Genomic DNA, 13,103 nt, shown 5'->3' with positions numbered 1-13,103 from the left:
GCGGTCTCGGTGCTGTTCAAAAGGTCCTCCCGGACATAAGTTCGACTTCGAATACGACGGATGCGCGGCGGGTCGCGCGGATTGTCCGCCCGAGTCACCTTATCGCGACCGACCGCACCGAGGCCGGCTTGGCTAGACTCGGGACAAACCCCCGCAAACTTTCGAGGAGAAGCAATGCCCATCGCAACCCCCGACCAGTACGCCGCCATGCTCGACAAAGCTAAGACAGGCGGGTTCGCCTACCCGGCGTTCAACGTGTCATCGTCGCAGAGCATCAACGCCGTTCTCCAGGGCCTCACCGAAGCCGGATCCGACGGCATCATCCAGGTCACCACCGGTGGTGCCGACTACTTCGCCGGCCACACCGTGAAGAACCGGGCCTCCGGTGCACTCGCCTTCGCTCGCTTCGCGCATTCGGTCGCCGACAACTATCCGATCACCGTGGCGCTGCACACCGATCACTGTCCAGAGGGCGCACTGGGTGATTTCGTCATTCCGCTCATCGAAGCCTCGGAGTCGGCGGTGGCCGATGGCGGCCACCCCATCTTCCAGTCGCACATGTGGGACGGTTCGGCCATCGCGCTCGACAAGAACCTCGAGATTGCCACCGACATCCTGAAGCGAACCGGCGCGATCAACGCCATTCTCGAAGTTGAGATCGGTGCCGTCGGTGGCGAGGAAGACGGGGTTCAGGCCGACGTGAACGAGAACCTGTACACGACCCTCGATGACGCGATCAGAATGGTCGAAGCCCTCGGCCTCGGCGAGCAGGGCCGCTACATGGCCGCGCTCACCTTCGGCAACGTGCACGGCGTGTACAAGCCCGGCAACGTGAAGCTGCGCCCGGAACTGCTCAAGGACATCCAGACCGGCCTCTCCGCCAAGTTCGGGCTCGCCGCGCTGCCCCTCGACCTGGTCTTCCACGGTGGTTCCGGCTCAACGGATGCCGAAATCGCTGAAGCCGTCGCCAATGGCGTCGTCAAGATGAACATCGACACCGACACCCAGTACGCCTTCACCCGCTCCATCGCCGACTACATGCTGAAGAACTACGACAGCGTGATCAAGGTCGACGGCGAAGTCGGCAATAAGAAGGTCTATGACCCGCGCGCCTGGGGCAAAGTGGCCGAGACGGCCATGGCCGCGCGCGTCGTCGATTCCACCCGCCAGCTCGGCTCCGCCGGGCACTCAAACAGTTAGAGCAATGTCAGAGAACCCGGACTCCGTTCCATTCCCCGCGAAAGACCCACGCCCACGCCCGCAGTACGGCGAACTCGCCCCTGAGGGCTGGACTTGGCAACCGCAGCAGGACGAAGACCGGGTCGACCCGGCTCCCTCCCCCACCGTCGGGGCGGGGGCGCCGCCACGAGCGAACGAACCGCTCGTTCCGCCGGTACCGTACCAGCCGGGTCAGCCTTACCAGCAGGGGGAAGCCTCCCAGCCGGCCAGGCGCACCGCGCCACGCTGGGACCGGCCGTTGACCATCGGACTGCTGGCTTTTGGACTTCTGGCGACCCTGTACGGCGCGTTTTCACTCGGCGCACTTCCCGACGCCATGCAGCTGATCTACACCCAGCAGGGGCTGGGAACCTATACGCCGACAGCCGGTATAGCCCCGCTGACCTCGGTCGGGGCTATCGCTGTGGTCTTCGTCTGGCTGGCCACCACCGCGGTGTCCGTGCGACTGCTGCTGCGGCGCCGCCGCGCGTTCTACGTGCCGCTGATCGGCGGCGCCGTGTCGACGGTAGCGCTGTTCGCTTTCATGCTGGCGGCCATGCTCGGCGACCCGACACTGATCGAGTTCCTCAGCCGCCAGTAGCCGCTGCGGCCGAGTTGGTTACTCGGCCGGGGCTGCGCGGCCACCGAAAGCACGGGCATCCGTTTCGCCGGCGAGGTCCTTGCGCAGCTCCTTGGGCAACGAGAAGATGAGGTCTTCTTCTGCGGTCTTGACCTGCTCCACGTCGCTGTATCCGGCGTCGGCGAGTGCCTCGAGCAGTTCGTCGACGAGTTCTTCGGGAACGGATGCCCCGCTCGTGACCCCGACGGTCGTCGCGTTGTCGAGCCACTCCTGTTTGACCTCGCTCGCGAAGTCAACGCGGTAGGCCGCCTTCGCGCCGTATTCCAGCGCGACCTCCACCAGGCGCACCGAGTTGGACGAGTTGGCAGAACCGACCACGATCACCAGGTCGGAATCGCGGGCTACCTTCTTGATGGCCACCTGACGGTTCTGGGTGGCGTAGCAGATGTCATCACTCGGCGGATCCTGCAGGTTCGGGAAACGCGCCCGCAGCCGACGCACGGTCTCCATGGTCTCGTCGACGCTCAACGTGGTCTGGGAGAGCCAGACCACACGGTCGGGGTCGCGCACGACGACCGTGTCGGCTTCGTCGGGACTGCCGACGAGTGTGGTGTGCTCGGGGGCCTCACCGGCGGTACCCTCTACTTCTTCGTGGCCTTCGTGGCCGATCAGCAGAATCTGAAAATCGTCGCGGGCGAATCGTACGGCTTCGCGGTGGACCTTAGTCACGAGCGGGCAGGTCGCGTCGATAGCCTGCAAACCGCGTTCGGCGGCAGCGTTCACGACGGCCGGGGAGACGCCGTGGGCGCTGAAGACGATGTGCGCGCCGTGCGGCACCTCGTCGACCTCATCGACGAAGACGGCGCCGAGATTCTCAAGTTCGGACACCACGTGGATGTTGTGCACGATCTGCTTACGCACATAGACCGGCGCACCGTAGTGCTCCAAGGCCTTCTCGACGGCGATGACCGCCCGGTCGACTCCGGCACAGTAACCGCGCGGGGCGGCGAGTAGCACCCGCTTATGTCCGACGACCGGGGTATCCTTGAGCCTGTTGCGAGCACTGGGAATGCGCGGCATACCCAGGCCGATAGCGGTCGGCTTACTTTGGGCGTGCATGCTGGTGTTCACCGCCTCAGTCTACGCACGCACGACCGAAGAACTCTGGGAGGACCCGCCTGTGCCCCACGCCAGCGCACCGCCAAGGACCACTGCATGACGGATGCCCCCGCCACCGTCGAAACACCATGGCCGGTCGCCCTGCTCTCCAATAAGATACGCGGCTATATCGAACGACTCGGCATGGTCTGGGTCGAAGGCGAGATCACCCAGTGGGGCGCGAGCGGCGGCAACGTCTACGGCAAGCTCAAAGACCTCTCCGAAGACGCCACCGTGAGCTTCACGATCTGGTCGTCGGTGCGCGCCAAGCTCACCGCCGATTTCAAGGCGGGCGACCGCGTCGTCGCCCTGGTCAAACCCAATTTCTGGGTCAAGGGCGGCACCCTCACCATGCAGGCCTTCGAAATGCGCCACGTCGGGCTCGGAGACCTGCTCGAACGGCTCGAACGACTACGCAAACAGCTCGCGAGTGAGGGCCTGTTCGACGTTTCCCGCAAGAAGCGCTTGCCGTTTCTGCCGCACTGCATCGGTCTCGTGACCGGAAAAGATTCCGACGCCGAGAAAGACGTCATTCGCAACGCGCAACTGCGTTGGCCCGCCGTGAACTTTCGCATCGCGCACGCCGCCGTGCAGGGTGATCGCGCCGTCCGCGAGGTCACGAGCGCGATCCAAAGGCTCGATGCCGACCCGGAAGTCGACGTCATCATCGTCGCGCGTGGCGGCGGCGACTTTCAAAACCTACTCACTTTCAGCGATGAGGGCCTCGTGCGCGCCGCTGCCGCCTGCCTGACGCCGCTGGTCAGCGCGATCGGGCACGAGGCCGACCGCCCGTTGCTCGACGAAGTGGCCGACCTGCGGGCGTCCACCCCGACCGATGCGGCCAAGCGCGTCGTCCCCGACGTCAGCGACGAACTGAACCGGGTGCAGCAGGCCCGAGCGCGTCTCAGCAGCCGACTCACCGGCATCCTCTCGTCGGAAATCGACCGCATCTCGCAGCTCCGCAGCCGACCCGTGCTCGTCGACCCGCGGTGGATCATCGATTCCCGCAGCGAAGACCTCACTCGTTACGTTGCGCGGGGTGTCGAACTGACCGGGCGCATCGTGGAGCGCGCCGGGGCCGCCGTGCTGGAACTGCGCTCCCAGCTGCGCGCCCTGTCGCCCCAGGGCACCCTCGATCGTGGTTATGCGATCGCTCAACTGTCCGACGGGCACGTGCTGCGCCGCGCGGGCGACGCTCCGGCCGGCACCGAACTGCTGCTCACCCTGGCCAGCGGAACGGTGCCCGTGGCCGCGATCGCCGCCGCGCCCACGAGCGTGTCGAAATAATTAGACTGGATACCATGACCTCGCCTGCAACCGCTATCAGTGAACTCAGTTACGAACAGGCCCGTGATGAGCTCATTCGCGTGGTGAACGAGCTCGAGCAGGGTTCGAGCACCCTGGAGCAATCGCTCTCGCTGTGGGAACGCGGCGAAGCCCTCGCCCGGCGCTGCGAAGAATGGCTGATCGGCGCCAAGGCCCGACTCGATGCCGCTCGTCTGGCCGCAACGGCTCCCGCTGCTGCAGACGGCGCAGACGGTACGTCCGCCAAATGAGTCGCGTACCCAGGCCCCCGCGCGTCGTCGCCGAGCTGGGTCGGCCGGAGACTCCGCAGGAAACCGCCGATCGCCTCGCCGAGAATTCGCGCAAATACCGGTCGCACAAGACCGTGAACAACCTCGTGCTCTCGCTGCTCGTGACGGTGGGCGCCGTGCTCGTGCTCGTGCTGCTGGTGCCGCGCAACGACAACCCGATCAATCGCGACGTCGACTACGCGAGCATTGCCGCCCAGCTGCAGCCGGTCGTTGATCACCCCCTCGCCAGCCCCGAGCTGCCCAGCGGCTGGAGCGCCAACGACGCCGAGTGGCAGGCCGGCACCAACGGCCAGGTACCGTCCTGGTACATCGGGCTGCTCACGCCCGACAACCAGTACATCGGCTTCAACCAGGCCTTCGATGCCAACCCCACCTGGCTCGCCCAGAAACTGCCCGACTCGCCCGTCGTCGACACCGTCAGCATCGCCGGCGTGACCTGGGACGTGTACCGCAACAGTGCACCAGCCGCCGATCGCGGCAATTTCGACTATGCCCTCGTGACTACCGCCGGTCCCAGCACCTACGTGCTGATCGGCACGGCACCCACCGGCGATTTCGAGACCCTCGCCACCGCGTTGGCCGCCAACGTGGCGCAGAACGCAGCCGCATGAACCGGACGTCGACGGCTCTCCCGTCTCCGGCCAAGGCCTGGAACGAACTGCGCGAGGGAAACGTGCGGTTCGTCGCCGGCACTCCAAGGCATCGGCAGGACGTCGATCGACGGGCCGAGCTCGTCAGCCAGCAGTTCCCGCACGCCGCGCTGTTCGGCTGCAGCGACTCCCGTCTCGCCGCCGAGATCATCTTCGACCAGGGCCTCGGCGATCTGTTCGTCGTGCGCAATGCCGGCCAGGTCATCTCGGAATCCGTGCTCGGCTCGCTCGAATATGCGGTCGCCGTACTGCACGTTCCGCTGATCCTCGTGCTCGGACACGACGAGTGTGGTGCGGTGCGCGCCGCCATCGATTCTCAATCAGAGGATGCCCCGGCTCTGCCGGCCCACATCGCGCACCTAATCGAGAAGATCGTACCGGCGGTGCGTCGAGCGAGCGGGCAGGCGTCATCCGCTTTCGTGAATCCGACGCAGGTCGATGCCGGCGACGTCGGCCGGGAACATCTCAAGGACACGGTCACCGAGCTGCTCGAGCAGTCCGAGTTGATCAGCGCGGCCATCGCAGAAGGTACATTGGCTATCGTCGGCGCGAACTACGTTCTTCGCGAAGGGCACGCCGACCTCAGCATCGTGGTGGGTGTCATTTAGACCCGCCAGGCAGTGATTGCGCACCCGTTGCGCACAGCACGACTCTCAAACAGCACCGAAAGGGAACGCACACAGTGGTGGATACCTCCGCAAATGCCGGCTACCGAATCGAACACGACACGATGGGTGAGGTCCGCGTTCCGACGGACGCACTCTACGGTGCCCAGACGCAGCGAGCAGTGGAGAATTTCCCGATCTCGGGATCCGTGCTTGAGTCCGCGCAGATCGCGGCGCTGGCCCGCATCAAGAAGTCCGCTGCCCTTGCCAACGCTCAGCTCGGCATGCTCGACCAGGATGTAGCCAACGCGATCGCCGCGGCCGCCGACGAGGTCATCACCGGCCAGTTCGACGACCAATTCCCCATCGACGTCTACCAGACCGGCAGCGGAACATCGTCGAACATGAATATGAACGAGGTCATCGCGACCCTCGCAACCCGCGCCCTTGGCCGCTCGGTACACCCGAACGACCACGTCAACGCAAGCCAGTCCTCGAACGACGTGTTCCCCACCTCCGTGCACATCGCCGTCACGAGCGCCCTGATCGACGAGCTCATCCCTTCGCTCGACCACCTGGCCGTTTCCTTCGAGGCCAAGGCAGAACTCTGGAAAGACGCCGTCAAAGCCGGTCGCACCCATCTCATGGACGCCACCCCGGTCACCCTGGGCCAGGAATTCGGCGGCTACGCGCGTCAGATGCGCCTCGGCATCGAGCGCATCCGCACGGCACTCCCCCGCGTCGCTGAGGTTCCGCTCGGCGGCACCGCGGTCGGCACCGGCATCAACACCCCGTACGGCTTTCCGCAGCTCGTCATCGAACTGCTCGTGGCCGAAACCGAACTGCCGATCACCGAAGCGCGCGATCACTTCGAGGCTCAGGCCAATCGCGACGGTCTCGTCGACGCGTCCGGTGCCCTACGTACCATCGCCGTCTCCCTGACCAAGATCTGCAACGACCTGCGCTGGATGGGCTCTGGCCCCAACACCGGGTTCGGTGAACTCAACATTCCCGACCTGCAGCCCGGCTCGTCGATCATGCCCGGCAAAGTCAACCCGGTCATTCCGGAGGCCGTGCTCATGGTGTGCTCGCGTGTCATCGGCAACGATGCCACGATCGCCTGGTCAGGTGCCTCTGGCTCGTTCGAGCTCAACGTCGGCATCCCCGTCATGGGAACTGCCCTGCTCGAGTCGATCCGCCTGCTGACCAACGCGACCCGTGTACTCGCCGACAAGACCGTCGACGGCCTCGTCGCCAACCTCGAGCACGCTCGGGCGCTGGCCGAGATGTCGCCGTCCATCGTCACCCCGCTCAACCGTGTCATTGGTTACGAAGCCGCCGCCAAGGTGGCCAAGAAGGCCGTCGCCGAGGGCCTCACCGTGCGGGAGGCCGTCATCGCGCTCGGCCACATCGAGCGCGGTGACCTCACGCTCATCGAGCTCGACACTGCCCTCGACGTGCTGAGCATGACGCGTCCCCCGCAGAAGAAGTAGTTAGCACCACAAACCGCATTTGCCGCCTCGGCCTCGGAAACGAGCCGAGGCGGCAGGCGACTATCGTGACCAAATCGCGATGCCGCACCGCAGAGCCGGTCCCCACCAGCCAGTGTTGAGCTGAGGAGCGAATGACCTGCTGCTAGGCCGCCACCAGCGCGACCGCACACATCCGCTCCCCCCTCGCACAGCTACATAACCTCGTTGCCCTCCAACATCTCCGTCACGAGCGCCGCGATCGCGCTGCGCTCCGAACGGGTCAGGGTCATGTGCGCGAACAGCGGATGCCCCTTCAACGTTTCGATCACGCTGGCCACGCCATCGAAGCGGCCGACGCGCAGATTGTCACGCTGGGCGACGTCGTGGGTGAGCACCACGCGCGAGTTCTGACCGATGCGGCTCAGCACGGTCAATAGCACGTTGCGCTCGAGCGACTGGGCTTCGTCCACGATCACGAAGGCGTCGTGCAGGGACCGACCACGAATATGGGTGAGCGGGAGCACCTCGAGGATGCCGCGCTCCATCACTTCCTCAACCACATTCTCCGACACGATCGCACCGAGGGTGTCGAAGACCGCCTGCGCCCATGGCCCCATCTTCTCACCTTGGTCGCCGGGCAGAAAGCCGAGGTCCTGGCCGCCGACCGCGTACAGGGGCCGGAATACCATGATCTTGCGATACTGCTGACGTTCCAGCACCGCTTCGAGGCCGGCGCAGAGGGCCAGGGCCGACTTGCCGGTTCCGGCCCGACCGCCGAGCGACAGGATGCCGATCTCCGGGTCGAGCAGCAGGTCGATCGCCAGGCGTTGCTCCGCCGACCGGCCGTGCAGTCCGAAGACGTCCCGGTCGCCGCGCACGAGCTTGAGCGTGCCCCGGCTGGTCACCCGACCGAGGGCTGATCCGCGATCGGAGTGGATGACCAGGCCGGTGTTGATCGGCATGTCCTGCACCGTGCGCGAGTCAAGCGTCTCCTTGTCATAGAGCACGCTCATCTGCTCGGCACTGAGGGTAATTTCGTCCATGCCGGTCCAGCCGGAATCGACGGCGAGTTCGTGCCGGTATTCATCGGCAGCGAGGCCGAGTGACGCGGCCTTCACGCGCAGCGGCAGGTCTTTCGAGACCACGGTCACGGTCATTCCGTCGTTGGCCAGGTTGAGTGCAACGGCGAGGATGCGCGAGTCGTTGTCGCCCAACTGCAGGCCGGACGGCAACACCGACATGTTGGAGTGGTTCAGTTCCACCCGCAGGCTGCCGCCCTCACCGACCGGGATCGGAAAGTCGAGGCGTTCATGCTTGAGCCTCAGTTCGTCAAGGTTGCGCAGGGCCTGCCGGGCGAAATAGCCGATCTCTGGGTCATTGCGCTTTGACTCCAGCTCACTGATCACCACCACGGGCAACACAACGGCGTGCTCGGCAAAGCGGAAAATCGCTTTCGGATCTGACAGAAGCACCGAGGTGTCCAACACATAGGTGCGCTCGCTTTGCACAGCGGATGTCTCCACCTGGTCAGTCGCGTTGGCGTCGGTTCGATTAGCGGTCACAGCCACTCCCACCCTGCGTCCAAAAGACGCGGATCTCATTGGCGAGCTGGCCATCAAGCAATTCTCGAGCCGTACTTATATGGCCGTCTCGATCAGGTGCCGTACCTGATGCATGTGACGCTACGACGTACGGCTGCAAAAAGAAACCCGACACGCCCACTGAAATCTGTCGTTCACCTGACGTTGGGGCCGACGCGACGTCTGCACTCGCGGGGATGCTAGTAGGCGGCGGCGAGCGCGTAGGCGGCGAGGGCACCCCTCAACATGGTGACTGTGTCAGGGTCGAGCGCCGCGTGCACACTCAATCGCACCGTGGTGCCGCGGGCGGTCGTGGTGATGCCGTGGTTGTGGAGGCTTGCGACGAGGGTGGTCAGCAGTTCCGCCGGCGGCTCGAGCACCACTATGCCACCACGTTCCCCGGCATCGCGGGGCGAAACGATATTGATCGCAAATTCATCGACGAGTTCGATGATTTGGGAGACGTTGTCGTTCATGGCGGTCTGGATGACATTCACCCCGACGTCGGCGGTCTGCTCGAGGGCTGCGGCGAACCGGGCCTGGGCGATGGCGTCCCCGTTGGTCACCCGGAAGGCTCGAGCGCCCTGGCTGGGCGGGGGAACATCGTCCCACGGGTCGTCGGTGTCGGTTCCGACGTAGCCGGAATATACCGGCACGAGGCGGTCGATCGCCCGCTCGCTCAGGGCGAGAAAGCCGGTGCCCCAGCCGGCCCTCGTCCATTTCTGACCACCGGAGGCGACGACATCCGCCGCCCCGTAAGCGGCGTCGATGACGCCGAAGCCCTGAATAGCGTCGACGATCAGCAGCCGGTCGCCAATGACCTGGCGAATGCCGTCGAGATCGGTTAGGTAGCCCGTGCGGGAATCGACGAGGCACACCGCAACCGCAGCGACGGCCGGGGTGAGCTGACCACGGATCTGGCCAGGGGTAACCCGGCCTCGCACGGTCTCCAGCCAAAGCGGCGTGACCACGTGCAGGGCCTCAGCGGCCCGCACGGCCGCGAACGGCACGCTCGGAAAGTCCCCGGCAGACAGCAGCACGCCACCGGTCAACCCGAACAGTGCCTGCATCAGGCCCGAGCTGGTATTGGGCTGCAGCACGATCTGGTCCGGCGTGAAACCGGTGAGAGCGGATACCGCGGTGCGGGCCCGCGCATCCTGTTCGTCGAGGTGGTCGAGACTGCCATACCGGGCCCGAGAGAGCACCTCGGTCTGGCCGAGGGTCTCCGCCACGACGGCCTCCGAGAGCGGGCCCACCCGGCCGAAGTCGAGGTACCCCGGCTCGTCACGAAAACCGTCGGTGAAGCTCAGGAGCGAATTCATAAAGCGGGTCCAATCGGTTATCGGAAATACTCCCCCCAGCTGATCTCCCCAGGAGAGCGGTCTAGCCGCCGAACCGACGCTGGCGACGGGAGAAGTCGCGAAGGGCACGCAGAAAGTCGATCTGCCGCAGGTCGGGGCCGAGCGCTTCGACGAAGTAGAACTCGCTGTGCGCGCTCTGCCACAGCATGAAGTCGCTCAGCCGCTGCTCGCCCGAGGTGCGAATAACCAGGTCGGGGTCGGGCTGACCGCCGGTATACAGGTGCTGGCCGATCAGTTCGGGCGTAAGGGTTTCCGCGAGGTCTTCGAGCGAGCCGCCGTGCGCGTGGTGGGTGGCGACGATGCTGCGCATCGCGTCGGTGATCTCGGTACGCCCGCCGTAGCCGACCGCGAGGTTCACGTGCAGGCCTTTACGGTCGCTCGTGCGGGTATCCGCTGCATCGAGCGCTGCGACGAGCGGCAGAGGCAGTCCGGCCTTCGACCCCATCTGTTGCACCCGCCAATCTCGATAGTGCGAGAGTTCTTCGGCGAGGTCGGCGATAATCTCGATCAGATCGGCGAGTTCCCCGCTGGGGCGTTGGGTGAGGTTGTCGGAGGAGAGCAGGTACAGGGTGACCACCGAAATTCCGAGGTCGTCACACCATTCCAGAAATTCGCGCATCTTGGCCGCGCCGGCGCGGTGCCCGTGTGCGGCCGTCTGAAAGCCCAATTGCCGGGCCCAACGCCGGTTTCCGTCGATGATCATGGCAACGTGGCGGGGCAAATGCTCCGGAGTCAGTCCGCGCCTCAATCGGCGCTGATACAGCCTGTAGAGGAGGCCGCGCGCTAGGGGGACTTGGGGTTTATGCACACAATTACGCTAGTCCACTCCCTGAAGCTTCGGGGCACGCGGGCTGCCCTGTCGTATCCTTGCAGCATGGCCACCGAGCACGATATCCCCAATCTGCCACTGATCGAGGCGGCTGACACCCATCCGCAGGACGTCAAACCGACGTGGCGCGGCTGGATTCACGCCGGAACTTTTCCCGTGACAATAGTGGCCGGCATCGTGCTGCTCCTCCTCGCCGAAGGGTCGGCAGCCACGATCAGCTCGGCCGTGTTCGTGCTCAGCTCGGTGCTGCTGTTCGGCAATTCGGCGCTATACCACCGCTTCAACTGGCAGCCGCGCACCCGCATCATTCTCAAGCGCATCGACCACGCCAACATCTTTCTGCTGATCGCCGGTTCGTACACGCCGATTACGGTGCTCGCACTGCCGCCGGAGAAAGCAACGCTCCTGCTCTGGCTGGTGTGGGGTGGAGCCGGGCTGGGCATCCTCTTTCGGGTGTTCTGGATCCACGCCCCGCGCTGGTTGTACGTGCCGCTGTACCTGCTGCTCGGCTACGGTGCGTTGCTGTTCATCGTGGACTTCTTTCAGGCGAATGCCACCATGATGACGCTGATTCTGGTCGGCGGGCTTTGCTACACGGTCGGCGCGATCATCTACGGGCTGAAGAAGCCCAATCCGGTTCCGGGCGTGTTCGGCTTCCATGAGATTTTCCACACCCTTACGGTTGTGGCATTTCTATGTCACTTTGCGGCGATCCTGCTGATCGCGACGCATCCGCTCTACCCGTGACGGGCCAGGCGCGACTACTCCGGCTTGTCGTCTCGCGGTGCCTTCGGGTCGGCGTCGCGCGCCGCCAGTTCGGCGTCGAGTCGTTCCTTGATCTCTGCACGGTAGGTCGTACGACGAATGCGCCGCACCACGTCGAGACAGAGCAAGAGCGTGGCGACCGCGATCAGGAAGAAGACCACGAACCCGACGACACCCGGGGTGACGGTGTTCGGGTCGAAGTCGGGGTCCGGGGTCGGGGTGGCGGCGAGCACGACGGAGATCAAGGAGATCATTCGGCGTCCTCGATTCCGGCGAAGAGATCGGATTCGGGCATTGCGGTGTCTACTTTCGATTCGACGAGTTGGAAGTCTTCATAGGGCCAGGCCTCACGTACTAGGTCATTGGGCCAGAAGAATAAGCCGCTGTCGGGTGAGACCTGGCTCGCATGCGAGCGCAGGGCAGCGTCGCGCACCTCGAGAAATTCACCGGCTGGCACATGGGTGGTGGCCAGCTTCGGGTAATTCTCCATGCGCTCCCGCGCCGCCTCAAGCGGTTCGAGCAGCGGAGAATCGGGCTCCGCCACGCTGAGCGCGAGGTACATGGCATCGATGCGTTCGAGGTTGAAGACACGGTCGTAGTAGAGCTTGTCGATTTGCCACGGCTTGCCCGAATCCGGGTACCGATCGGCTTCAGCGGCCCCGCGAAACGCTTCGAGGGAAACCTCGTGGCAGCGAATGTGGTCAGGGTGCGGGTAGCCGCCGTTTTCGTCGTAGGTGATCAGAACCTGCGGGCGAAACTCCCGAATTAGGGTAACGAGCGGTTCGGCCGAATACTCCAGCGGAATGTCGGCGAACGAGTTCGGCGGCACCGTGTTGTCGTCGTTCATGCCGGAATCTTCGAAGCCGAGCCAGCGGTGCTGCACGCCGAGGGCCGTCTGCGCGGCCTGCATCTCCAAGCGACGCAGGCCGGCAATGTCGCGTTCGGCCATCGCGTGACCGTCCAGCGCCGGGTTCAGGATGCTGCCACGTTCGCCACCGGTGCAGCTCACGATGAGCACCTCAACGCCGCGGCTGCGGTAGAAGGCGTACGTCGCGGCACCCTTGCTCGACTCGTCGTCGGGATGGGCATGCACAGCCATCAATCGCAGCGTCACCATACTCCTCAGGAATGCCGGATAACCTTAGGCCAGATAACCTAGATACCAGCCTAATCGCTCTCGTGAAAGTGTGAATCACCAGTGCCCTTCAACAGCACGCCTGCCAACGCTCCGCCTAGCCTTGAGCCTTACCGTCTCGACGAATCCGACGGCTCAACGGCCCCGGCACCGAT

Annotated in this window: 14 protein-coding genes; 8 read left to right on the top strand and 6 right to left on the bottom strand. The window is 64.9% G+C overall.

Annotated elements, in window-relative coordinates:
• The first annotated feature begins 174 nt into the window (after positions 1 to 174).
• Positions 175 to 1,200: a class II fructose-bisphosphate aldolase gene (gene fbaA / locus E3T47_RS02255; protein ID WP_134554015.1), complete on the top strand. Its 1,026-nt coding sequence runs from the start codon at positions 175 to 177 to the stop codon at positions 1,198 to 1,200.
• A 4-nt stretch (positions 1,201 to 1,204) separates the two neighbouring features.
• Positions 1,205 to 1,819: a DUF6264 family protein gene (locus E3T47_RS02250; RefSeq protein ID WP_134554014.1), complete on the top strand. Its 615-nt coding sequence runs from the start codon at positions 1,205 to 1,207 to the stop codon at positions 1,817 to 1,819.
• Between the two features lie 18 nt (positions 1,820 to 1,837).
• Here E3T47_RS02250 and E3T47_RS02245 read toward each other — a convergent pair whose 3' ends face one another.
• Positions 1,838 to 2,878 carry a 4-hydroxy-3-methylbut-2-enyl diphosphate reductase gene (locus tag E3T47_RS02245; RefSeq protein ID WP_134554248.1) on the bottom strand — a complete coding sequence of 347 codons (1,041 nt, stop codon included), beginning with the start codon at positions 2,876 to 2,878 and terminating at the stop codon, positions 1,838 to 1,840.
• A 135-nt stretch (positions 2,879 to 3,013) separates the two neighbouring features.
• Here E3T47_RS02245 and xseA point away from each other — a divergent pair, with 135 nt between their 5' ends.
• From xseA to E3T47_RS02220, 5 genes are all read left to right on the top strand, one after another.
• Complete coding sequence (gene xseA, locus E3T47_RS02240; RefSeq protein WP_134554013.1) at positions 3,014 to 4,243, top strand: exodeoxyribonuclease VII large subunit; 1,230 nt, start codon at positions 3,014 to 3,016, stop codon at positions 4,241 to 4,243.
• Between the two features lie 14 nt (positions 4,244 to 4,257).
• Positions 4,258 to 4,512, top strand: coding sequence for an exodeoxyribonuclease VII small subunit (locus E3T47_RS02235; RefSeq protein ID WP_134554012.1), 255 nt, complete (start codon positions 4,258 to 4,260; stop codon positions 4,510 to 4,512).
• A complete protein-coding gene (locus tag E3T47_RS02230; RefSeq protein WP_166805583.1) occupies positions 4,509 to 5,162 on the top strand; it encodes a DUF4245 domain-containing protein in 654 nt (217 codons plus the stop codon). Before E3T47_RS02235 ends, E3T47_RS02230 begins: the two co-directional genes overlap by 4 nt.
• The gene (locus E3T47_RS02225; protein ID WP_134554010.1) at positions 5,159 to 5,809 is read left to right on the top strand and encodes a carbonic anhydrase; all 651 of its coding nucleotides are present in this window, start codon (positions 5,159 to 5,161) and stop codon (positions 5,807 to 5,809) included. Before E3T47_RS02230 ends, E3T47_RS02225 begins: the two co-directional genes overlap by 4 nt.
• A 74-nt stretch (positions 5,810 to 5,883) precedes the next feature.
• Positions 5,884 to 7,299, top strand: a complete 1,416-nt coding sequence (locus E3T47_RS02220; RefSeq protein WP_134554009.1) for a class II fumarate hydratase — start codon at positions 5,884 to 5,886, stop codon at positions 7,297 to 7,299.
• A gap of 191 nt (positions 7,300 to 7,490) precedes the next feature.
• Here the strand turns inward: E3T47_RS02220 and E3T47_RS02215 are convergent, their stop codons facing one another.
• From E3T47_RS02215 to E3T47_RS02205, 3 genes are all read right to left on the bottom strand, one after another.
• Complete coding sequence (locus tag E3T47_RS02215; RefSeq protein WP_241981880.1) at positions 7,491 to 8,801, bottom strand: PhoH family protein; 1,311 nt, start codon at positions 8,799 to 8,801, stop codon at positions 7,491 to 7,493.
• 257 nt (positions 8,802 to 9,058) lie between these two features.
• Entirely contained in the window at positions 9,059 to 10,180 is a 1,122-nt protein-coding gene (locus E3T47_RS02210; RefSeq protein ID WP_134554008.1) for an aminotransferase class V-fold PLP-dependent enzyme, read from the bottom strand.
• Positions 10,181 to 10,241: 61 nt separating this feature from the next.
• Positions 10,242 to 11,027: an isoprenyl transferase gene (locus E3T47_RS02205; protein ID WP_134554007.1), complete on the bottom strand. Its 786-nt coding sequence runs from the start codon at positions 11,025 to 11,027 to the stop codon at positions 10,242 to 10,244.
• 66 nt (positions 11,028 to 11,093) lie between these two features.
• Between E3T47_RS02205 and trhA the strand changes: the two genes are divergently transcribed.
• Positions 11,094 to 11,795 carry a PAQR family membrane homeostasis protein TrhA gene (gene trhA, locus E3T47_RS02200; RefSeq protein WP_134554006.1) on the top strand — a complete coding sequence of 234 codons (702 nt, stop codon included), beginning with the start codon at positions 11,094 to 11,096 and terminating at the stop codon, positions 11,793 to 11,795.
• 14 nt (positions 11,796 to 11,809) lie between these two features.
• Here the strand turns inward: trhA and E3T47_RS02195 are convergent, their stop codons facing one another.
• Both E3T47_RS02195 and mca read right to left on the bottom strand, forming a co-directional pair.
• Entirely contained in the window at positions 11,810 to 12,067 is a 258-nt protein-coding gene (locus E3T47_RS02195; RefSeq protein WP_134554005.1) for a hypothetical protein, read from the bottom strand.
• A complete protein-coding gene (gene mca / locus E3T47_RS02190) occupies positions 12,064 to 12,930 on the bottom strand; it encodes a mycothiol conjugate amidase Mca (RefSeq protein ID WP_241981860.1) in 867 nt (288 codons plus the stop codon). The genes E3T47_RS02195 and mca overlap by 4 nt, the downstream gene beginning before the upstream one ends.
• Positions 12,931 to 13,103 lie beyond the last annotated feature (173 nt).

The sequence above is a fragment of the Cryobacterium ruanii genome (assembly GCF_004404055.1).
Taxonomy (GTDB): domain Bacteria; phylum Actinomycetota; class Actinomycetes; order Actinomycetales; family Microbacteriaceae; genus Cryobacterium; species Cryobacterium ruanii.
The sequence above is the reverse complement of the archived record's forward strand: the minus strand, read 5'-3'. Positions and strand labels throughout refer to the sequence as shown.